Source organism: Chloroflexota bacterium (genome assembly GCA_026706485.1).
In the GTDB taxonomy this organism is placed as follows: domain Bacteria; phylum Chloroflexota; class UBA11872; order UBA11872; family UBA11872; genus JAJECS01.
In genome coordinates this window covers 27,452-49,459 of record JAPOYR010000001.1, presented here as the reverse complement: position 1 = coordinate 49,459, position 22,008 = coordinate 27,452, and the positions used below count along the sequence as shown (strand labels likewise).

Genomic DNA, 22,008 nt, shown 5'->3' with positions numbered 1-22,008 from the left:
GGCCTGCTGGATGCAACTGACCTCGGGACCGGTGTCGAGCAGACCGCAAGTGCATGACTACTTGGAGACGCTATCGTGCAGCGCGTGCGATCGCGAGCACGACCCGCGTCGGATCCACACGGTCTGCGGGAAATGCGGGCACTCGCTCCTCGCGCGCTACGACCTGCGCCAGGTTTCGCGCGCCATCACGCCGGATGACGTAACCCGCCGGGCGCGTGGCATCTGGCGCTTCCGCGAGCTTTTGCCACCGCTGGCTGCGGGTGGAGGACCGGACCTTGGCGCGGGTGACACGCCCCTTTTGCCGTTGCGGCGGCTTGGCAAGCGGCTCGCCATGCCCCATCTATGGCTGAAAGACGAGGGCGCGAATCCGACGGGAACGTTCAAAGCCCGCGGGGCCGCCGTCGGGGTCGCCGCCGCCGCGGCCCTGGGCGTGCGTGAGCTGGCCATCCCCACCGCGGGCAACGCCGGCAGCGCCTGGGCCGCCTACAGCGCCGCTGCCGGCCTGCCGATCCACGTGGTGATGCCGGTTGACACGCCGCCGCCCATCAAGGCCGAGTGCGCCGCCTACGGCGCCGACGTCACCGAGGTCGTCGGCCTCATCAGCGACGCCGCGCGGATCGTCAACGAGCGCGCCGCGCGCCATGGCTGGTTCGACGCCTCCACCATGCGCGAGCCCTACCGCGTCGAGGGCAAGAAGACCATGGGGCTCGAGATCGCCGAAGCGTTCGACTGGAAGCCGCCGGACGCCGTGCTCTACCCCACCGGCGGCGGCGTGGGACTCATCGGCATCTGGAAGGCCATGCGCGAGCTCGACGAGATGGGCTGGCTCAGGGGTCCGCCGCCGCGGCTGATCGCCGTGCAGGCGGCCGGATGCGCCTCCATCGTGGAGGCGTGGGAGGCGGACGCCGCGACGGCGGAGCGCGTGGCCGATGCGCACACGGTGGCGCCCGGGCTGCGGGTGCCCCTGCCCTTCGCGCATGCGCTGGTGCTGCGGGCCATCCGCGAGACCGGTGGAACGGCGGTCGCGGTGAGCGACGACGAGCTGATGGCGGCCATGTCGGAGCTGGCCGAGAGCGAAGGCGTGTTCGCCTGTCCCGAGGGCGCCGCGCTGCTGCCGGCGCTGCGGCGGCTGCTCGATCGCGGCGACCTTGCACGCGACGCAACGGTTGTGCTGCTCAACACGGGCAACGCCCTGAAATACACGGAACTCATGCATGCGACCGGCGGGTCGGCAGCATGACCGACGCCGATCGCCCGACGGTGATGGTGACCGAGTCGATCGACCCGGCGGGAATCGAATACTTACATCGGTTCGCCCGGGTCGTTACGCCCGCCGCCCCCGACGAAGGCGCCATCATGCGCAAGGCAAGGCGCGTGGACGCCATGCTGGTGCGGGTAGCGCCGATCACGGCGCGGGTCATCGACGCGGCGCCGCGCCTGCGCCACATCCAGAAACACGGGGTGGGAGTGGACGCCATCGACGTGGATCACGCGACGGCGCGCGGCATTCCGGTCAGCTTCACGCCCGAGGCCAACGCCACGGCGGTGGCCGAACACGCGGTGACGGCGGCGCTGGCCGCGTTCAAGCGGCTGGCGGTCCAGGACGCCATCGTGAGCGCGGGCAAGTGGCGGCCGGCGATGATCCTCCCGGTGCACGAGCTGGACGGACGCACGGCGGGCGTTGTGGGGGGTGGGCGGATCGGGCGCAAGGTGGTTCACGCGCTCGTCCACGGGTTCGGCATGCGGGGGCTGATCTTCGATCCGTATCTCACGCCGGCGGACGTGGCGGACGAGGGGATCGAGCTCACGGCCACGCTGCCCGAGCTGCTGCAACGCGCCGACCTGGTGTCGCTGCACGTACCGCTGACGCCGGCCACGCGGCACCTGATCGACGCCGAGGCGCTGTCCGCGATGCGGCCGACCGCCGTGCTGGTCAACACCTGCCGCGGGCCGGTGGTGGACGAGGCCGCGTTGGCTGAGGCGCTCTGGGACGAACGCATCGCCGGGGCGGCGATCGACGTCTTCGCCGACGAGCCGCCGGTTTCGAGTCCATTGCTCGAAGCGCCCAACGTCTTGCTGACGCCCCACTTTGCCGGACTCACGGTGGAGTCCAACCGGCGAATGGCGCTGCACGCGGCGGCGGAGATTCAGCGGGTCCTGGCGGGCGAGCCGCCGCGCTGGTGCATCAATCCCGCGGCGCTGGAGGCGTCGGCCTAGGGCAGAATCGACCCGGTAGCCGGAGGAGGATCGTCATGGCGACCGCACGCCGCATCGATCGCTTGCGGTCCGTGGCGGCGGCCCGCCAGGCCGGCCTGACGGTCGTGCTCGAGGACATTCACGATCCGCACAACGCGGAAGCCGTATTCCGAAGTTGCGACGCATTCGGCGTGCAGCAGATCCACCTCGTGTTCGAGCACGAGGCGCCCTTCAAGCCGCGCCGCGTCGGCAAGGCCTCGTCCGCCTCGGCCAACAAGTGGCTCAGCTTCACCGTGCACCACTCGACCGGCGAGTGCCTAAACGCGCTGCGGGCGTCGGATCACGTGCTGGCCGCCGCCGCCCCGCCGCCGCAGGGGTGCGACCTCGCGGCAACCGACCTCACGGCGCCTCGGCTCGCGCTGCTGTTCGGCAACGAGCACCGCGGGCTCTCCGAGGAGGCGCTGGCCGCTGCCGATCAGGTCATGAGCATCGCGATTGTCGGCATGGTGCGCAGCCTCAACCTGTCCGTGGCCGCGGCCATCTGTCTCCACGAGACCACGCGCCAGCGCGCCGCGACGGGCCGCGATTACCGGCTGTCCGCCGAGGAGCAGACCCGCATGGTGGACGAATGGCTCGACCGTGCCTAGCGCGTTGAGTGGAGCGCGGCGCACGCCCGGTCTATGCTCAATGCGCGTCACGCGTTCCATGTCGGCGCCGCGCGCCACGAGCAGGAGGCAACGCTCATGACCGGGGATGTCTTCTACCAGGAGGTCAAGCCGGCGCGCTCCCCTCGGGGATCCATCGTCCCGCCGGGGTGCCACGTCGAGACCGTTGATGGCCGCCAGGAGCTCCGCATTCCGGCGGACGTGACGCATGTCGAGACGCCCATCGTCTTTCCCGGGTTCACCATCGTCATCGAGGGCGACGAGCTGACCGTGGACGGACCGACCATCGTGGATGCGGCGCTCGCCGCCGAAGGACTCGAGGCCCCCAACACGACGCTGACCACGCCCAAGGAGGTCGAGGTCATCGGTCTGCTGCGCGTCAAGTCGGTGCAGGCGCGCATCGTTCGCGGCGCCCGGATCGAGGCCCAGGACATCGACGCCGGCGTGTCCACGCGGGCTGCGGAGGCCATCGTCGCCCGCAACGTGACCGTGCGCGACGGCGCGATTCGTGCGCCGCAGCTCATCGCCGCGAACGTCAGCGGCGAGAATGCCGCCGAGTCGCACGTCGCCTGGGACGACGCCCTGGCGCAAGGCCTCGTGCCGGAGTGGCTGCGCGACAGCTGACTCCCTTGATGGAGGCGGACGCCGCGTCCGATGCCGACGGCTACATCCTGTTCGCCTCGGTCTACGACCAGTGGCAGCAGACCTACGGGGCCGAGTACGCGCATCTCGTCGCGCCGCGGGTGGACGAGCGCCTGGCGCAGTTGCTGGGTGGGCCGCCCCGAAACTTGATCGACGTCGCCTGCGGCACCGGCACGCACGCGCTGCTGCATGCATCGCGCGGCGTCGCCGTCACCGGCCTCGACCTGTCGGAAGCCATGCTCGGCGTCGCGCGGGCCAAGGCCGAGGCTGCCGGGTATCCCGTGGCGCTCGTCCACGCCGACATGCGCTCGTTCGATCTGCCCAAGCCCGTCGATGCCGTGACGTGCCTCTACGCGTCGCTCAACCATCTCGGCGGTCCAAGCGATTTGGCGCTGACCTTCGCGCGCGTCGCCGCGCACCTGCGTCCCGGCGGCGCCTTCGTGTTCGACCTCAACACGCGGGACGGATTCGAGGCGCTGTGGCGAGAACCGGGCACCGACCGTGGACCTGGGCTCACGGTCGACCGGCGCTACGCCTGGGACCACGACGAACCGTGGGTCGCCATGCACCTGACCATCGAGCGCCGGTCCGGCGAATCCGTCGAGCGCGGCCGGTCGGTTCTGCAGGCGCGGTGGTTCGAGGACCGAGAGGTGCGGACGGCGTTGACGCACGCGGGTTTGGTGCTTGCGGACTGCACGCCGTTCAACCCATTCCCGGAGGTCGACCGTCCCGGCATCAAGCAGCTCTGGTCGGCCACCCGCCCCGGAGGCGACGGCTAAAGCGGACCGAGCCGCGCGTAGCCGGTGGGGTCGTTCACGCCGGCGTCGATGAACCCGCGGCGGCGTTCGCCGCACTTGCCGCACACGCCGCAGTGGCCGCCGTCCACCGGATCGGCGCATGACAGCGCGTGTTGCACGGGCAAATGGGCGCCGGCGCGAATCACTTCCGCCTTATGCATGCCAGCCAGCGGCGTGAGGATGTGCACCGGCGCGTCCAGCGCCAGGCCCGCCGACTGCTCCAGGCTGCGAAAGAATTCGGGCCGGGCGTCCGGAAACGGGTTGCTGGCGAGGCTGCCGATGGCCACGTGTTCGATTCCGTGGATCGCGCCGTAGGTCGCCGCCGTGCTCAGCAGCAGCAGGTTGCGGCCCGGCAGATACCACTCCTCATCCGGTCGGCTGGCGTCGGGCACGTCCTCGCCGCCGGTGCTCCAATGCCGGCCGTAGAGCGAGCGCGCGCCGAGGTCCAGCTCCACCAGCGGCTGCACGGAAGCGTCGCCCAGGGCCTCGAAGTATCGCTCCAGGGCGTCTCGCTCGGCCTCTTCCCACTTGAGACCGGCCCGCACGAAGAGCGGCGCCACCCGGTCGAACTCCTCAGTGAGCAGGCCCGCCATGATCGCGCTGTCCAGGCCGCTCACGAGCGCGGCCACGGTGCGCGGCTGCGGCATTCGGTGTGCTCCCGGCGTGTGCGGGAACGTACGTCGCCCCGCGCGGAACCCATGCTAGGTTAGAGGCGACCGCACTGCCTCTTGGCGCGACCACGGCGGTTGCGCCCCAACGAGTCACCCATGGATCTTCAAGGCGCCACAGTCGTCGTCACCGGCGGCGCGATTCGGGTGGGACGTCACGTCGCCGGGCGCCTGGCCGAGCGTGGCGCCAACATCGTGGTGAACTACCGCACCTCGGCGCGCGAAGCCGAGGCGGCGGTCGCGGAGTTTCAGGGGCGCGGCGTTGGCAGCCTGGCGGTCCAGGCCGATGTTTCGACCCACGCCGGCGTGCAGGCCATCCTCGACGCGGCGGTGGATCGGTTCGGGTCGGTCGAGGTGCTCATCAACAACGCGTCCATCTACGACCCGACGCCCTTCGCCGAGCTGGACGAGGCGGACTTCGATCGAAACATCGCCGTCAACCTCAAGGGGCCCTACCTGGGGTGCTGGCTGTTCGGCCGCCACATGCAGGCGCAGGGGCGGGGCAAGATCGTCAACGTCGCCGACTGGGCGGTGGAGCGTCCCTACGTGAACTACGCGCCCTATTTCGTCGCCAAGGGCGGCGTCGTGGCGCTCACCCGCGTCATGGCCAAGGAGCTCGCGCCCGCCGTCCAGGTGAACGCCGTGGCTCCGGGGCCTATCCTGATGCCGGCAGACTTCGACGAGGAGACCATTCGCGCGGTGGAACAAGCCACGCCCCTGGGACGCATCGGACACCCCGAAGACATTGCCCAAACGATTCTCTATCTCGTCGAGGGCACCGACTTCGTGACGGGCGCCGTGGTCCCGGTCGATGGCGGCCGCACCGTCTCGTGAGCTAACGGAGGCCCGTCATGTATGAAATCGTCAAGCACATCGACTTCTGCTTCGGCCACCGCTTGATGGACTACGAGGGGAAGTGCAACCAGCCTCACGGTCACAACGGCCGTGCCGAGATACGCCTTCGGGCGGATTCGCTGGACGACCTGGGGATGGTCGCCGATTTCCGAGACGTGCGGCGCACCGTTGAATCGTGGATCAACGCCAATCTCGACCATCGCATGATCCTGCAGCGCGGCGACCCGTTGATCGATGCTATCGAGGGTCTTGGCCAGCGCGCCTACGTGATGGACGAAAACCCCACCACCGAGAACATGGCCCGCATGTTGTTCCAGCAGGTGCGGGAGCTCGGCTTGCCGGTAGTGGCGGTGACGCTTTGGGAAACGCCGGACTCCTACGCCACCTATGCGCCCGAGCCGGCGCGCGCGGCGCGGCCAAACGGCGCGACACGCGCTTCGGTGACCTCCACCTAGCTCGCTGAGGCGCATGGCCGCGCGGGCGCGTGTCCGGGCTCATCGGCCGGTCCGGCAGTGGTTGGGCGGAACGCGCGACGCGTTCACCGGCTGGCGCGCGGCCCTCTGCCTGCCGGGTCTGCTGGCACTCCTTGCGCTGGGCGGCTGCGAGACGACGCCCGATGAGGTGGCTCCGACCGCCGCGCCATCGCCCGCCGCGATCGCGTCAACACCCGCGGCCACGCCCACGCCTCCGCCAGTCCCCGAACCCACGCCGCCGCCCTCCGATACCCCGACGCCGCGCCCCCTGGCCGACTTTGGCGACGCGCCCGACGGCGTCTCCGCCGGCTATCCCAATCCGCGGGTGATCGGGCGCTTTCCCACCCGGCTTTCGTCGCTCACGGCCGAAGGCCCGGGCGCCCACGTCCGCCGACCCGGGCTCGACCGGCTCGGCTCCAGCGTGACGACCGAGTCGGACGCCGACGATCAGGCCGATCCCGACGGCGTGCCCAACCTGGTCAACCAGGACGCAGGCGACGACGGCGTGCTTGGTCTCTCGGTGAGCCTCGCGCCGCCGCGGGCGCTGGCGCAGCTCACCGTCGCGGTCACCTTGGGTCCCGCCGCTCCCGCCGGACCGCGTCGCATCAATGTCTTGATCGACATCGATCGCGATGGCCGCTGGACGAGCCCGGCGGAATGGGTCTTGCAGGACTGGGAAGTGAACCTGGAGCCGGGGGCGTCCGAAACCTTCGTCAGCCCGGGCTTCTTCATGCTGGACGGCCAGGTGTTGCCCGAAGGGGCGTGGATGCGCGTATTGCTCACCCGTGAAAGCCTCGCCGGAGAGCCGTGGGACGGCAGCGGGAGTTGGGAGTTCGGCGAGGTCGAGGACTATCAGCTGGCGCTTCCGGAGATTTCGCGCCCGGACGGCTCCCGTCCGGCACTCGCGGTGGTGGAGTGTCCCGGCCAGCTCGAGTGGGTCGAGGCGGTGGTCGTGCGGGAGACCGCCTGCGCGGTCACCAATATCGGCGAGGAGGGCGACTTCACGGCGCGCGTGGTGCGCAGTTCGGGCTCGGTCACGCTCATCCCCGGGACGGTCGCCAGCGAGACCCTGCACGCCGGCGCCACGCGGACTGCCACGTTCGTGCTCGTGCGCACCGATGCGGAAACCCTCTGGCGGGTGCGCCCAATCACGGTGTCGCTGGCCGGGCAGGTCGATTCGGGCGTCGTGGTGCTCGGCATTACGCCTCACCGAACCGCCTTCAGCGCCGGCCCGGCCGATCCAGCCGTGCGCACCTTCGATCGCGACGCACAGGAGGACTACTTCGACATCACCAACCTGTCGCCGACGGAAGGATTCGGCTTCGCCGACATTCAACGAGTCGCCCTGGGCTCGGCCGCCATCGACGGCGTCGGGCTCGACATCCTGCGCCGGACGTATTTCACCGTGGGTGGTCTGAGCGGAGCGGTGGAGGGCGACTATGTGGCCGCCATCATCGACATGGTCGACCCGATCCCGCTGGCCGATTCCGCGCTTGGCTGGCGCGTGTCGCTGGCGCTGGAAGCCAATGACGACCCGGCGGACAACTGGAGCCCCCGCGTGCGGGACTTCGACCTCTATCAGGGCACCGATCACTGGTATGAGCTGATCTATTTGCCGACCCTCGATCCCGTGTGGCGCATCCAGCGCCGCGTCGCGCTGGCGCCGTCGCAGGCGCTGCCGTCGAACGCCATCGCCTTCATCGACGGACGGCGCGTGCTGTTGCTGATCCCGGAGTCCGAGCTGGAGCGCGCGAACGCCGACCTGCGCTTCCGCGTGATGACCTTCGTGCATGAGCCCGACGATCCGAGCGGCACGGTCGAGCCCTCCATGGCCGACGTCTTCCCGCCGCTCGATCAGCCGCTGCAAACCTTCGGCCCGGGCACCGATCCGCTCGGGTAGTCCGGTCCCGTTCCCGTCCGCCGGCCGTCTCGTGGTTCGAAGTGCTCACCCGCCGCGCGTGGCGTAAGGTTCGCTGGCAGCGCTCCAGGGGAGGCACGCCGCTGATCCCTCGCCCCATCGGCCGGCGTCGCGTGCTGGCGTTGGGCGCCGCGTCCGCGCTGCTCCCCGTGCTCGCGGGGTCCGCGACAACCATGCCGGCGGCCGCGGACACCACAACCACCGCGCCGGAGCACGACTTTCCCATCGAAAACGGCCGTCACTACCCGCAAGCCAGCGACGAGGCCGGGCACGGCTATGAGATCCGCAACGTCGGCGATGTCACCTGGTGGGATAGCTACCGCGGCCTGGGCGGCCTGCCGGTGCTGGGTCCGCCGCGCAGCGCGGTTTTCGCGGCCGGTGGGTTCGAATATCAGGCCCTGCGCTACGGCCTGTTGCAATCGAAAGCGGGCGAAGGTCGCGTCGTGCTGGCGAACGCGCTGGAGATCATGGACCGCGCCGGGCACACCGATTGGCTCTACGCCGCACGTCAGGTGCCCCGCCCCATCGAGCACGACGGCTCGACGTCGTTCCAGCATGCCGTCGAGATTCGCACCGGCTGGCTCACCGACGACGCGATCCGCGGGGTATTCGAATCCAATCCCGATCCCATCGGTCGACTCGTCTGGACGGCCGACCACGCCCGCGACCGATGGGGGCTGCCGATGTCCCGCCCCGAGCGGCACGGCCCGTTCGTGGCGCAGCGATTCCAGCGCGGCGTCTTGCAGCACTGGATCGACGAGGTGGAGGGACTCCCGGCACCCGGCAGCGTGACGACGGTGCTGCTGGATGAAGTGCTGCAAGAGGTTGGCGTGATGCCGGAATCGGCGCTCGCTTCGGTCGACTCGGCGGAGGCGGTGTCCCTGGCCGCTGGGAATACCGTCGGCGATCAACTGGAAGCCGCCATCAACGGCCGCCTGGCCGCCGAGCCGGGCAACTGGTCGGTCTACGCGGCGCCCTCCGGCTCGGATGCCGAGGTCGCCATCAACGCCGACACCGTGGTGCGGGCGGCGAGCTTGTGGAAGCTCCCCCTGCTCGTCGAGGCCTACCGCCAGCGCACGGTGATCGGTCTTGACTTCAACTCCATGCTCGAGATGAACGAGAGCGTGCTCGAACGGGTCGCCCCCCCGGCGACGCTCGCGCCCGGCCAGCGCCTCACGATCGAACGCGCGTTGGAGCGGACCATGACCTTTAGCGACAACTCGGCGGCGGTGTTGCTCGGCGATCACATTGGCTACGCCAATATCCAGTGGACGCTCGGTCAGCTCGGTCTCACCGCCACCGACGTGTTCACCACGCATCCGGTGACGACCGCGCGCGAGGCGGCCAGGCTGCTGGAGGTTGCGCTCGGCATGCGGCCGGCGCACTGGCCGCGGACGCTGGCGGACGTGCAGGGTATGCGCACCCTGCTGCTCGGCGAGACGCGCAACAACCGCATCCCCGCCCAGCTGCCCGAGGGCGCCGCCGTGGCCCACAAGACCGGCGACCTCGCCGGCATCTCGAACGACGCCGGCGTCGTCTACCTCTCGACCGGCCCCCTCACCATCGTGATCCTGGCGCACGACGTTCCGGGGCATGGGCGCGCCGAGGCGACGGCGGCCGAGATCGCCTCCATGGTCGTCGGCGCGTATGACCCTCAGACCGTGTCGAGTTCCTCGCCGGCCGGCTGAAAGCACGGACGAACGTCCAGCGCGGTCGCGTGTTCGTGGGTGAGCAATGTGAACTACTCCCCGGTTGACGGTCGGCGGGTCGATCCGCGAAAATAGAGCAATCGCCCCGGCTGTCTTCGACGGCCGGGAGGGGCCGCCTTCGGTCGGCCCCTTATTTTTTGGGCATGCGCGCCAACGTCTACATCGACGGCTTTAACCTCTACTACGGGGCGTTGAGAGGCACCCCGAATCGTTGGCTCGACCTGCGTGAGCTTTGCCGGCGCAGCATTCGTCCGGGTGATGACCTGAATCGCATTCGCTACTTCACGGCAGATATCCGTGGCGATCAGGCGAAGGTGATACGCCAGCAGCTGTACCAACGAGCCCTTAGCACTATTGACAATCTCACCATCTACAAGGGGCGATTCTCGCGGCATCCGCGATGGATGCCACTGGTCAACCCACCGACTGGAGGCCCACAGCACGCCTACGTCTCTCGGACTGAAGAGAAGGGCTCCGATGTCAACCTGGCAGTCCATCTGGTCCTCGACGCCGCCCGCCGTGACTTTCAGAGCGCGTACGTTCTATCTGGTGACACCGACTTGGTCGAGGCCATCCGCATTGTGACCCAGGAATTCAGACGCCCGGTTCACGTGATCAACCCGCACGGCGGCAAGGGACGTCGGTTGCAGCAGGCCGCGACTTCGTACGCACCGCTTGATCATGAGCTTTTGGCGGAGTGTCAGTTCCCGCAAGAGCTTTCCGACCATCGCGGCTCATTTCACAGGCCTCCGGATTGGGGATGAGGGCCGGTCGCGGGTCATGAACCCCGCCTGCGGATGGCGGGCGAATATGAGATGACTGCGACGTTAGGGTTGGGCGCCGCCTCGTTTGGAATCCGGGGTGTGTTCCATGCTCCCACCTCCATAAGGGGGCGCTGGCCATCAAGGCGGACCGCTAGCCGAACCCCGGCCGGCCAAAAGGCACCGACGCTCCGGCAGGCTTGTGTGGGTGATACCACGCACCACCGGGAGACTCGGGAAGTACCATCGGGCAACAGATACGCGTTGCTCATGGAGCGGACCATGTTCGACCGGCTCTTTGGCTCCCGCGCCGCCGTGGCGCCGGACACGCCCGACGTCAGCCCGCGCCCGCCCGAGTTGCGCGAGCCGCGCCTTCCGCCCGGCCAGACCCTCACCTCCAAGTGGCCGGTGCTGCACTACCAGGAGCCGGCCGCCTACGACATGACCCGCTGGGACTTCCGCGTGACCGGGCTGGTGGAGGAAGAGGCGCGCTGGAGTTGGGACGAGTTCACCTCGCTGCCGCGCACCGAGATCACCTCGGATATCCACTGCGTCACTCACTGGAGCCGCTACGACAACCTCTGGGAAGGCGTGCACGTGCGCGAGGTGCTCAAGCGCATCAAGCCGCTGCCCGGCGCGGACTACGTGATGATTCACGCCGACCCCGGCTACACCACCAATGTCACCCTGGCCGAGCTCGACCAGGACGACGTGCTGTTCGCCATCAACCACGACGGCGGCCCGCTGCCGCAACAGCACGGCGGACCCCTGCGCCTGGTGCTGCCGAGCCTGTATTTCTGGAAGAGCGCCAAGTGGGTGCGCGGCCTGGAGTTCATGGATCACGAGGAGGCCGGCTTCTGGGAGAAGGGCGGCTATCACGTCCGCGGCGACCCCTGGCTGAATGAACGCTTCGGCGGCCGCGTGCGCATGACCATGCAGGAGGCTCGGTCCAAAGCCCTCCGCGAAGGCCGCCGGGTCGTCGAATAGCCGGCGGCGTTCGTCGCGCTCGCGAAGCCGCCGTACGCTTATGGCGCTGACCTCAAGGATGCCGTGATGTCCCTCGACCCCACCTACGCCGACCTCGCGCTCGATCGCTCCGTTTCGGACGTCGATCCGCTGGTGGGCGACCTCATCGAGCGCGAGCACGCGCGCCAGCGCGACAAGCTCATCCTGATCCCGTCCGAAAGCCTCACGCCCAAGCCGGTGCGGGACGCGCTGGCGTCGCCCTTCACCAGCATCTACGCCGAGGGCTATGCGGCGGCCGCGATGATTCGCGACCAGGAGGCGGCCCTGGCCGACCTCGACCGGCAACTCGCCCGCACCCGGCGTTACGGCGATCGCCGCTACTACCAGGGCAATGAGTTCAGCAATTTGGTGGAAGCGCTGGCGCAGCGCCGCTGCGCGGACCTCTTCGCCAACGACCGCGTGGCCGCGGACCAACTGTGGGTCAACGTGCAGCCGCTCTCCGGCGCCGCGGCCAACAACGCCGTCGAGGAAGCCCTGCTCGAGCCCGAGGACACCATCATGGGGCTGGCCCTGGCCCACGGCGGGCACCTGAGCCACGGCGCGTCCGTGAACCGCTCGGGGCGTCGCTTCAAGTCGACCAGCTACCGCATTCCGGGGCCCGACGCGCAGCTCGACTACGACGACATCGCCGCGCGCGCCAAGGCCGCCCGCCCCCGGCTGATCATCGCCGGCTACACCTCGTATCCCTGGGCGCCCGATTGGGAGCGCTTCCGCGCCATTGCCGATGACGTGGGCGCGCTGCTGATGGCCGACATCTCACATCCGGCTGGGCTCGTCGTCGCCGGCGCCTATCCCTCGCCGGTGGGCGTCGCCGACGTCGTCACCTTCACCACGCACAAGACGCTGTTCGGCCCCCGCGGCGCGGTGATCCTGTCGCACCGGCGCGACCTGATGCGCGCGATCGATCGCTCCGTGTTTCCCGGCGAGCAGGGCGGCCCGCACCTCAACAAGATTGCGGCCATGGCGGTCATGTTCAAGATGGCGGCCACGGAGGCGTTTCACCGCACGCAGCACAAGATCATTGCCAACGCCAGGGCGCTGGTCGACGCCCTGGAATCGGAAGGCGTCGGCGTGGCCTACGGCGGCACCGACACCCATCTTTTCGTGGTGAATCTGCGCCGGGTCGGAGCCCAGGGCGATCTGCGCGGCGAGCCGGCCGTGCGCATGCTGGAGGCCCTGGGCATAGTGGCCAATCGCAACTCGGTGCCCGGCGACCGCGGCTTCGCCGCGCCCACCGGCATTCGCATGGGGACGCCCTGGCTGACCCAACGCGGCTATGGCCCGGACGACATGAAGACGCTGGCCGGCATGCTGGCGCGCGCGTTTCGCGCCATGCACGGCGTGACCTACAGCGGCCGCCGGACTCCGCGCTACCGCGGGCGCATGGCCTACGACGCCATGCGGTCGTTGCGCGCCGAGGTGCTCGACTTCGCCCGTCGCGGGCACGCCGAGGGACCGCCGCCCGCCGACCCGCCCGCGAGCACATCAGGCCTGCTGCTCGTTCGCGGCGCTCGCACGATGCCGTTCCTGGACGAGGTCGCCAACCGGCGGGTGCGCGATCTCGAGCCCGGGCAAACGCGTCACGTGGCCCTGGCCGGTCCGCCCGGCGGCGATGCAATCAGCGCGATCGTGGCCCGACCTGCCGAGGCAGCCGAAACCTCCGCCCTGATCGCCGTCGATCCCGACCACACGGATGCGCTCGCCGGCTGGCTTCAAGCAGCGTCGGACGGCTATGTGATCGTCGACGCCGACGAGCCGAGCCGAAAGCTCAGCGGCCCGGTCTCCGTGACCGTGGCCGACGGCGACGCTCCGGCGAGCCTCGGCGTGAGCGGCGGGCCGTTGCCGGACGCGCCTCCCGACGATGCGTCCCGCCCCTGGTTCGTGGGCCGGCGCCCGGTCGCCGCCGGCAGCGACGGCCCCCAGCCGTTCGAGTGGCGCGAGCCCGAGTCCGAGGAGCTGCAACACACGCCCCTGCACGCGTTCCACGCCGAGCACGCGAAGAAGCTGATCCCCTTCGCGGGCTGGGACATGCCGGTCTGGTACACGAGCATCGCGGACGAGCACCAGGCCGTGCGCAAGTCGGCCGGGCTGTTTGACGTGGGGCACATGGGCGTCTTGGCCGTCTCCGGGCCGAATGCCGCCGAGTTCCTGGACCTCGTCGTCACCGGAAGCGCCAGCCGCCTTCGCGTGGGCCGGTCGGCCTACACCTACCTGCTCGACGCCAACGGCGACTGCCTGGACGACCTCATCATCTACCGCCTGGCCCGAGACCGATTCATGGCGGTGGTCAACGCCGCAAACGCGCCGAAGGACTGGGCCTGGCTGACGGGTGTGAACGACGGCGCCTATCAGGTCGTCGCGGGCGACGGCGCGGCGCGATTGCCCGTGCGCGCCGATCTCCTGGACCTCAAGAGCCCGGCCGCGGGCGACGCCGCGCGGCTGGACCTGGCGTTCCAGGGACCGAAGTCGCGTCAAGTCCTCCAGCGAATCGTCGCCACGGACGACGAGCGGCGCGCGCTGGACGCCATGCGCATGAACCACGTCCGCGCCTTTACGCTCGCTGGCGCCGACGTTGAAATCTCCCACACCGGCTATACGGGTGAAGCGACCGGATTCGAGATCTTCGTCCACCCGGACGCCGCGCGCACCGTGTGGGACGCGATCCTCGAGGCGGGCGCGGACGACGGCGTCGTGCCGGTTGGCCTCGGAGCGCGCGACTCCACGCGCACGGAAGCCGGTTTCCCGCTCTACGGACACGAGCTCGCCGGGCCGCTGGACCTCACGCCGGGCGACGCGGGATTCGGACGCTTCGTCAAGGCCTACAAGCCGTTCTTCGTCGGGCGCGATCCCTACGTGCGGCGCGAGGCCGAGCGCAAGTCGTCCATCGTGCGCTTCTCGATTGCCGACGAGCGCACGCCCATGGCGCGGCAGGGCGATCCCGTCACGGATCCACGCGGCGCCTGGATTGGCACGGTCACCAGCGCCACCCGTGCGTCCAGCGGGCGTCAGATCGGCATGGCCCACGTCGCCGCCAGGCACACGCGACGGCGCACCGAGCTGCGCATCTTCGCCGGCGTCTCGGCGCGCCGCGCCGGCCGCCCCCAATCACCCGCCGACCTGGGCCCCGGCGGTCGCTACGCCCTACCCGCCGCCGCCACCGTCATCACCCGCTTCCGCGGGTAGCGGCAGACGCTCCGTCACCCCTCCGTCATTCCCACGGAGGCGGGAATCCAGTCCTGTCGATCCTGGCGGCACTTGCATGCCTGGCGTAGGGGCGGGTCTCAGACCCGCCTGTCGCGCAGGCATTTGGGGTGTGGCCGCGTGCCGCTCACTCGCGGGAACGAGGTCTAGCCGGGACCTGGACCGATCAGCAGCGCATACACGGTCGACAGCCCCGTGAACGACTCTTGCCAGCTGCGCCCGCCGTCGGCCGAGCAATAGACCGCCCCGTCGGGACCGGCGAATGCCGCATTGGGCCCGTCGGCTACGAGGGTGTGGGTGTCGATGTTGCCGTTGAAGCGGTCCGGGAGTCCGTCCTGGCAGCGCACGAAGGGCTCGCCGCCGCCGAGCGAACGCCAATACACCGCCGCGTCCTGTCCGCCTGGTCCACGCGCGACCGAGAGCAGGATCGTAGAGCCGCTGAGAGCGACCGCCCGGGCATAGGTCGCGTGCAGGCCGCGGACGTCCAACTCCCACGAGTCGCCCCGGTCACGCGAAATGGCCAGCCCGCGCGCCGTGGCCGCCAGGAGCAGACCCTCATGGCCCCCGGGCGCGATGACCTGGTGCGCGTCCGCGCGGATGTTCAGGGCCGTGGCCCGCCAGGTTTCGCCGTCGTCGTCGGACCGGAGCACCCCGCCCACGTGCACGTTGACGTAGAGCGCGCCCTGTTGGTCGATGGCCAAAGACCGAGTCGCCGGCGGCCCGCCCCAGGGCGTGAACCAGTCCTCGCGACCCTCGGCTTCGTCGAAGCCGGCCACCGGCGCGAGAGCCTCGTTGCCCAACCGCGTCTGGCCGCTGAATCGTCGGAGATACGCGCCTTCCGTTCCGACGAAGACACCTGAGCGCGTGGGGAGGACACACGTCAGCGCGGGATCGCCCAGCGCCCCCGCGGCCGTCGCCGGGGTCAACCGTCGGCCCTGTACCCGCCAGACTTCCCGCCCGTCGACAACCATCCACGCATCATCGGGGCGACCGGCCAGCGCGCGGATGGCCCGTCCGCCCAATCCCAGCGTCGCGCCCTCGCCGTCGCGCAGGCCCTCGCGAGTCCCAATGAGCAGCCTCATGGCCAGCGCTTCCGGATCAGCCGACATTCACGGCCTTGAAGCAGTAGGGGTGGTGGGGCACCGGAATCAGCCCCGTGGCTTCTAGGAAGCCGCGCGCCACGCCCGGCCCCATGAAGGCGAAGGTCTTTCGCAGCACCTTGATCTTGTCCTCGGCGTCGTCGGGAAGCTGTCGCAGAAAGGTCGCCAGGTCGCCGTGTTCGGCCTGGAGCTCGAGCACCGTGCGCGCGTTGGCGATGGCTGCGTCGATCTTCTTCGCGCTGCGGACCACGGTGGGGTCGTTCATCAGCCGCGTCACCTCGGCGGGTCCGTAGGAAGCGACGGCGTCGATGTCGAAGGCGTCGTACGCCCGGCGCAGGCTCTCGCGCTTGTTCCAGATCAGCGTCCAGCTCAGACCGGCGTGGAAGATCTCCAGCATCATGCGCTCGAAATACTCGCGGTCGTCGGCCGGCGGCTCGCCCCAGAAGTCATCGTGGTAGACGGTCAGGTCGGGATTGCGCTGGGCCCACTCGCAGCGCATCGTCTGCCCCGCCGCGCGGCGCAGCCCCGCGTCCGCCATGTCCTCCGGGGTGGCGGACTTGCGCAGCTTGACGCGGCGCGGCGGCACTACCTCGTCCGGCTGGCGTCGGGATGCCATACAGCCTCCTTGGCGGTCGAATGCTTCAGCTTCGAGGGTAGCGGCCTGCGTCGATCCCCGGCCACCTCACGGGACTCGAAAAAAGCAACTAGCTTTTGCCCAATTGTTGCCCCAATCCGTTCGCGCCGAGCTTGTCGAAGGGCGTGGTTCGACAGGCTCACCACGAACGGAGGCGGTTCTCGCAGGGGTGCGGCAAACGACAAAGTCGCGGGAGACAAGGCTAGTCCGACACGACCACGCGGTGATACCGCTTGCGTCCGGCCCGCAGCAGCAGGCCGTCGTCGGGTACGTGCGAGCGCTCGACGATGGCCTCCGGGTCCTCGGCGCGGGTGTCCCCGACGTAAGCCCCGCCTTGAGCGATGAGCCGGCGCGCGGCTCCCCGCGACGTCGCGAGGCCGGTGCGCACCAGCAGCTCGACGATCGGGATGCCCGCTTCCAGCTCGGCCGCGGCAAACAGGGTCATTGGCACCGCCTCCGCGTCGCCTGTCGCGTCGGCGAACAGCGACCGGGCCGTTTCGCGCGCGGCGTCGGCCGCCTCGCGGCCGTGGACGGTCGTCGTCACGTTGTGCGCCAACGCCTGCTTGGCCCGCCGGATATCCGGTCCGCGCAGGTCGCGCAACGCGGCAACCTCCGACATCGGCAGCGTCGTCAGCATGCCCAACGCCTGCGCTACCAGACCGTCCGCCAGGTTGATCCAGAACTGGTAGAAGTCGAACGGCGGCGTGCGCTCGGGATCCAGCCACACGGCGCCCGCCGCGGTCTTCCCCATCTTCTCGCCTTCCGCCGTCGTCAGCAGCGGGGCCACCAGCCCAAAGGCCTGCGTGCGCTCCACGCGGCGAATGAGGTCGACGCCGGCCAGGATGTTGGACCACTGGTCGCTGCCGGCGATCTGCAGGGTGCAGCCGTATTCCCGGTAGAGATGCAGGAAGTCGTAGGCCTGCAGCAGGCGGTAGTTCAGCTCGATGAAGTTCAGGTTCTCGCCGGCCTCCAGCCGGTTGCGGTAGGTGTCGGTGGCGAGCATTTCGTTCACGCTGAAGTGGCGGCCAATGTCCCGCAGAAACTCCAGGTACCCCAGCTCCGCCAGCCAGTCGGCGTTGTTGAGCACCAGGGCGTCGCCCTGGCTGAGATCGACGAACCGCTCCAATTGCGTGCGGATCGCGGCCACGTTCGCCGCCACGTCCGCTTGCGTCAGCAGCGCCCGCGTGTCCAGCCGGTCCGACGGGTCGCCGATCATCCCCGTGCCGCCGCCCGCGATCAGGATGGGCCGGTTGCCCGCCTGTTCCAGGTGGTGCGCCATCATCAGCGTCACCAGGTGGCCGGCCGTCAGGCTGGTCGCGGTGGGATCGAACCCCACGTAAAAGGTCAGTGGCTGGTCGAGGGCGCGGCGCAGCGCGGCGGCGTCGCTGGCGGCCGAGATCAGGCCGCGCGCGTCAAGAACGTCAAAGGCATTGGCAGGCATGGGTGAAGCTCGTTGAGGAAGGCGCCTGGCATTGGCGCCGGCATGCGTCGCGTGGCGTGCCACCATCGTGGTCACGCGAAGCCGGCGGCGTCTCGCTAGGCGTCCACCGCCGGCCGTCTATATGCCCAACGCATGCGGGGCTCCGGGGCGTTCCAAACGGCCATGGACGATGCTAGGCGGCGGCTGCCCGCACCGTCAATGCTCAGTGGTGCTGGGAGCACTGATCGGCCCACCCGTCCTCGACCAACGCGCGGATGGTCTCGCTCCCCGCCTGCAACGCCTGCAGCCCGGCATTCTGCATACGCTCCAGGGGCGATTGCGGGTTCTCCGCGCCGGCGGGTCCCATCAATGAGCTCCAGGCGTTCGCCGCCGCGGTCACGGCGCGGATCTCCGCCTCGAGACATGCCGCGTCTGACGGGACGTACCGCTCATCGTGGAAGTCCGCCAGATGCTGCAACTCGTGCGCGAGCACTGCCGCCACGGCTTCGAGTCGCTCGTGCTGGAGGTCGCGGTTGACGGCGATTCGCGACGGCGGATTGAACGTCGCGTGGACATCGATCGGGAGTGACCGATAGCGGATCGGGGCGGAAACCTCGGCGGCGGCCTCGAGGCCCGGCGTAGCCGACGGCACCCCCTCCAACAGGCGCAGCGCCTCGGCGAGCGCGTCGTCGATGACGTTGTAGTTCCGCTGCGTCGTCCAGGCGAGGACGGCGTCCACGTAAACCTCCGCCCCGTCGCGCAGATCCAGCATTCGCGTGTCGTCATGCGCATGGGGCGTGGTGACCGTCGCCCCCCCGAGCATCAGGTCCTTGTAGTGGTCGCCGCTGTTGACGAGCACCACCGTGCCAACCGGCTCGCCCCCATCGACCGCTTCCACCCAATGCTGCAGCGCCGTCCGCTGGAAGCGCTGTACCACGAACGGACCGAAAGTCTCCGGATAGGACATGGGCAAACCGTGGAGCTCGATGGCGGCATCCACGCTGTCGGGCTCGATGGGATTGGCCAGGAACGCCTGCGTGATCGCCGAATCGGTCATCCAACTCATCCGCACGGCCCGCGCGTCGTCCAGCGTCGTCGACTCGTCGGGCTCGGTGCGGGGAATCGAGCGCGCATAGAGCGCGTCGTCGTATCCGGCCTCGCGCAGGATCTCGTAGACATTGGCCAGCTGGACCTTGTCATCATCCGGCGACCATTGCATCAGGGCGCGCTGGGTGAGCTGGTAGATGAACCCGCCCGGACCGATCCACGGGCGCGACGTTGGATATCCCATCACGTCGAGCCCGCCATAGCGCGTGAAGGCGTCAAAGAACCGCGGCCCATCGGCAAAGTTGCGCACGCCGAATCCGGTGCCGTCCTCACCGAGTCCCGGGTAGAACCGTCCCGAGGACACGGCAATCGCCACCGGCGCGTCGCGCTTGGCCGCGTCGACGTCGGGCTCTCGAGCGGTGGCGCTTGAGGCCGACACCGCGGCGATCATCCCCATGCCGAGTGCGACGGCCCAAATCCGCCGCAGCCGGCGGCGCCCCGCCGACGTCGTCAGTTTCCGCGGCACGGCCTGATGCATCTGGAGCCCTGCGGCGCCTCCCGCGTACTGTAGATTGCCAGAATGACCTCGGATGTGACGCGACCGAAGCTCACGCGGTATTCGCCCGGCGCCGGCTGAGCCTGCAAGCTCAGCCCGACCGAGTTGGCGCACGTGATGCGCCGCATGCCGCAGATGGCGCACGTCGACCTGCTGGTGGACGCCGCCACGATGGACGACGCCGCCGTCTATCGGGTGCGCGACGACCTTGCCATCGTGGCGACCATCGACGTGTTTACGCCCATCGTCGACGACCCCTACGACTTCGGCGCCATCGCGGCGGCCAACGCGCTTAGCGATGTCTACGCCATGGCGGCCACACCGCTGTTTGCACTCAACCTTGCCGGGTTTCCGCGCGACACTCTGTCACTCGACGTGCTTGCGGAGATCCAGCGCGGCGGCGCCGACACGGTGATCGAGGCGGGCGCCGTGGTCGCCGGCGGGCATTCCGTGGACGATCCGGTGCCCAAGTTCGGCATGGCGGTGATCGGCACCGCGCATCCCGATGCGCTCATCACCAACGCGGGGGCGCGTCCGGGCGATCTGCTGGTGCTCACCAAATCCATCGGGACGGGCATCATCAGCACCGCGCTCAAGCATGACGCCGCGCCGCCCGAGGCATTGGAGGCCGCCGTTGCCAGCATGCGGACGCTGAATCGCGCGGCGGCGGAAGTGGCCGGCACGTTCGGCGCCCATGCCATGACGGATGTCACGGGCTACGGGCTCTTGGGGCATCTGCGCGAAATGATGCAGGCCAGCGGCTGCTCGGCCACGGTGTTTGCCGACCACGTGCCCGTATTCCCCGGGGTGCGCGAGCTCATTGCCGCGGACGAGGTGCCGGGCGGCACCGAGCGCAACCTGGCCGCGCTGGACGACCAGGTAACGTGGGTCGCCGAGCTTCCCGCCGCCGAGCGGTTGCTCCTGGCCGACGCCCAGACGAGCGGCGGGCTGCTGATCGCCATTCCACCGGAGGATGAGCACGCGTTTCGCGAGGCGCTGATGGGGGCGGGCGTGGTGACCGCGGCCACCGTCGGACGGGTGGTCGCCGCACGCGCAGCGCCGCTGCACGTCACTCTTTCGCACCTGGAGCCCGACCTTGTCACGCGCTAGCGACGCCCGCGTCATCCTCTACACCGGCAAGGGCGGGGTGGGCAAAACCAGCGTCGCCGCCGCGACCGCCCTGCGCTGCGCGGAGCGCGGCGCGCGAACCATCGTCCTCAGCACCGACGCCGCGCACAGCCTCGGCGACTCCCTGGACCAGCCGCTCGGCCCCGAGCCCATCAAGGTGGCCGAGCGACTGTGGGCGCAGGAATGCGACATCTACTACAACCTCGAAACCTATTGGGGAACGGTCCAGTCCTGGTTTGAAGCGCTGCTGACGTGGCGGGGCGTCAACGACCTCCTGGCCGAAGAGATCGCCGTGCTCCCGGGCATGGAAGAGCTGGCCAACTTGCTCTGGATCACCCGTCACGTCGACTCGGGTGACTTCGACGTGGTGATCGTGGACTGCGCGCCCACCGGCGAGACGCTGCGTCTGCTGGCGTTTCCCGAGGTCGGGCGCTGGTGGATGGACAAGCTGCTGCCGATCAATCGCCAGCTCGCGCGCATGGTTCGCCCGATGGCGCGGCGGGTCACCGATCTGCCACTGCCCGAGGATTCCGTCTTCGTCGCCATGGGCGAGCTGGTCGAAGAGCTGGAGAAGCTGCGGGTGTTGCTCACGCGGCCGGGCCAATCGACGGTCAGGATCGTGGTGAATCCGGAAAAGATGGTCATCCGCGAGGCCCAGCGGAGCTTCACCTACCTGACGCTGTACGACCACATCACCGACGCGCTGGTGGTGAACCGTCTCGTCCCCGCGGAGGCCACGGGAGACTTTGCCGCCAGCTGGCGCCGCATGCAGCAGCGCTATATGCGTGAAATCCACTCCATGTTCGATCCCGTGCCCGTCCTGGAGATCCCGCAGTTTCCGGAGGAAGTGGTCGGGCTCGACCGGCTGCGGGCCATGGGGGAGCTGATGCACGGCGATGAGGATCCGGCGGCCGTCCTGGTGCGCGAGCGCCCCTACCACATCGCCCAGATCGACGGCGAGTTTGAGTTTCAGATCCCGGCCCCTTTCATCGACCGCCGAGACGCGGCGCTGATCCGCCGCGGGGACGAGCTGGTCGTGCGCATGGGCGCGGCTCGGCGCAACATCGTCCTCCCGCGCGCCCTGGCCCGCATGGAGCATCAGCGGGCGCGGCTCGAGGAGGGTCAGCTGCGAATCAGGTTCGTGCCGCGCTCCGCCGCGGAGTTGCCGTCAGACGCCGCCTTGCCGCCGAAAACGAGCTAAGCGCCCAGGCG

18 protein-coding genes and 1 pseudogene are annotated in these 22,008 nt (G+C 69.5%); 14 read left to right on the top strand and 5 right to left on the bottom strand.

The window, feature by feature from the left end:
• Positions 1–49 precede the first annotated feature (49 nt).
• The 5 genes from OXG79_00230 (at position 50) to OXG79_00210 (ending at position 4,282) form a co-directional block, all read left to right on the top strand.
• Positions 50–1,240 (top strand): threonine synthase, encoded by a 1,191-nt coding sequence (locus tag OXG79_00230; GenBank protein MCY3782198.1) that lies wholly within the window; start codon positions 50–52, stop codon positions 1,238–1,240.
• Complete coding sequence (locus tag OXG79_00225; protein ID MCY3782197.1) at positions 1,237–2,217, top strand: hypothetical protein; 981 nt, start codon at positions 1,237–1,239, stop codon at positions 2,215–2,217. The genes OXG79_00230 and OXG79_00225 overlap by 4 nt, the downstream gene beginning before the upstream one ends.
• Positions 2,218–2,252: 35 nt before the next feature.
• The gene (locus OXG79_00220) at positions 2,253–2,843 is read left to right on the top strand and encodes an RNA methyltransferase (protein MCY3782196.1); all 591 of its coding nucleotides are present in this window, start codon (positions 2,253–2,255) and stop codon (positions 2,841–2,843) included.
• Positions 2,844–2,939: 96 nt separating this feature from the next.
• The gene (locus OXG79_00215) at positions 2,940–3,485 is read left to right on the top strand and encodes a hypothetical protein (protein MCY3782195.1); all 546 of its coding nucleotides are present in this window, start codon (positions 2,940–2,942) and stop codon (positions 3,483–3,485) included.
• Complete coding sequence (locus OXG79_00210) at positions 3,467–4,282, top strand: class I SAM-dependent methyltransferase (GenBank protein ID MCY3782194.1); 816 nt, start codon at positions 3,467–3,469, stop codon at positions 4,280–4,282. The genes OXG79_00215 and OXG79_00210 overlap by 19 nt, the downstream gene beginning before the upstream one ends.
• Here the strand turns inward: OXG79_00210 and OXG79_00205 are convergent.
• Entirely contained in the window at positions 4,279–4,947 is a 669-nt protein-coding gene (locus OXG79_00205; GenBank protein ID MCY3782193.1) for a 7-cyano-7-deazaguanine synthase, read from the bottom strand. The genes OXG79_00210 and OXG79_00205 overlap by 4 nt on opposite strands.
• A 120-nt stretch (positions 4,948–5,067) precedes the next feature.
• Here OXG79_00205 and OXG79_00200 point away from each other — a divergent pair, with 120 nt between their 5' ends.
• From OXG79_00200 to OXG79_00170, 7 genes are all read left to right on the top strand, one after another.
• Positions 5,068–5,802, top strand: coding sequence for an SDR family oxidoreductase (locus tag OXG79_00200; protein ID MCY3782192.1), 735 nt, complete (start codon positions 5,068–5,070; stop codon positions 5,800–5,802).
• Between the two features lie 17 nt (positions 5,803–5,819).
• Positions 5,820–6,278: a 6-carboxytetrahydropterin synthase gene (locus OXG79_00195; GenBank protein ID MCY3782191.1), complete on the top strand. Its 459-nt coding sequence runs from the start codon at positions 5,820–5,822 to the stop codon at positions 6,276–6,278.
• A gap of 61 nt (positions 6,279–6,339) precedes the next feature.
• On the top strand, positions 6,340–8,196 hold the full coding sequence (locus OXG79_00190; protein ID MCY3782190.1) for a GEVED domain-containing protein: 1,857 nt from the start codon (positions 6,340–6,342) through the stop codon (positions 8,194–8,196).
• 41 nt (positions 8,197–8,237) lie between these two features.
• Complete coding sequence (locus OXG79_00185; GenBank protein ID MCY3782189.1) at positions 8,238–9,902, top strand: class A beta-lactamase-related serine hydrolase; 1,665 nt, start codon at positions 8,238–8,240, stop codon at positions 9,900–9,902.
• Positions 9,903–10,066: 164 nt separating this feature from the next.
• Positions 10,067–10,687 carry an NYN domain-containing protein gene (locus OXG79_00180; GenBank protein ID MCY3782188.1) on the top strand — a complete coding sequence of 207 codons (621 nt, stop codon included), beginning with the start codon at positions 10,067–10,069 and terminating at the stop codon, positions 10,685–10,687.
• Positions 10,688–10,966: 279 nt separating this feature from the next.
• A complete protein-coding gene (locus OXG79_00175; GenBank protein ID MCY3782187.1) occupies positions 10,967–11,671 on the top strand; it encodes a sulfite oxidase-like oxidoreductase in 705 nt (234 codons plus the stop codon).
• Between the two features lie 66 nt (positions 11,672–11,737).
• Positions 11,738–14,893, top strand: a complete 3,156-nt coding sequence (locus OXG79_00170; GenBank protein ID MCY3782186.1) for a serine hydroxymethyltransferase — start codon at positions 11,738–11,740, stop codon at positions 14,891–14,893.
• A gap of 164 nt (positions 14,894–15,057) precedes the next feature.
• Here the strand turns inward: OXG79_00170 and OXG79_00165 are convergent, their stop codons facing one another.
• From OXG79_00165 to OXG79_00150, 4 genes are all read right to left on the bottom strand, one after another.
• Positions 15,058–15,993 (bottom strand): hypothetical protein, encoded by a 936-nt coding sequence (locus tag OXG79_00165; protein ID MCY3782185.1) that lies wholly within the window; start codon positions 15,991–15,993, stop codon positions 15,058–15,060.
• A gap of 16 nt (positions 15,994–16,009) precedes the next feature.
• Positions 16,010–16,627, bottom strand: a complete 618-nt coding sequence (locus OXG79_00160; protein MCY3782184.1) for a DNA-3-methyladenine glycosylase I — start codon at positions 16,625–16,627, stop codon at positions 16,010–16,012.
• 220 nt (positions 16,628–16,847) lie between these two features.
• Entirely contained in the window at positions 16,848–18,086 is a 1,239-nt protein-coding gene (gene tyrS / locus OXG79_00155; GenBank protein ID MCY3782183.1) for a tyrosine--tRNA ligase, read from the bottom strand.
• 202 nt (positions 18,087–18,288) lie between these two features.
• Entirely contained in the window at positions 18,289–19,650 is a 1,362-nt protein-coding gene (locus OXG79_00150; protein ID MCY3782182.1) for a hypothetical protein, read from the bottom strand.
• A 114-nt stretch (positions 19,651–19,764) separates the two neighbouring features.
• On the opposite strand from OXG79_00150, the pseudogene selD reads away from it, so the two are divergent.
• Positions 19,765–20,778 (top strand): annotated as a pseudogene (gene selD / locus OXG79_00145) (selenide, water dikinase SelD).
• Positions 20,765–21,997 (top strand): TRC40/GET3/ArsA family transport-energizing ATPase, encoded by a 1,233-nt coding sequence (locus OXG79_00140; protein MCY3782181.1) that lies wholly within the window; start codon positions 20,765–20,767, stop codon positions 21,995–21,997. Before selD ends, OXG79_00140 begins: the two are co-directional and overlap by 14 nt.
• The last annotated feature ends 11 nt before the right edge of the window (positions 21,998–22,008 follow it).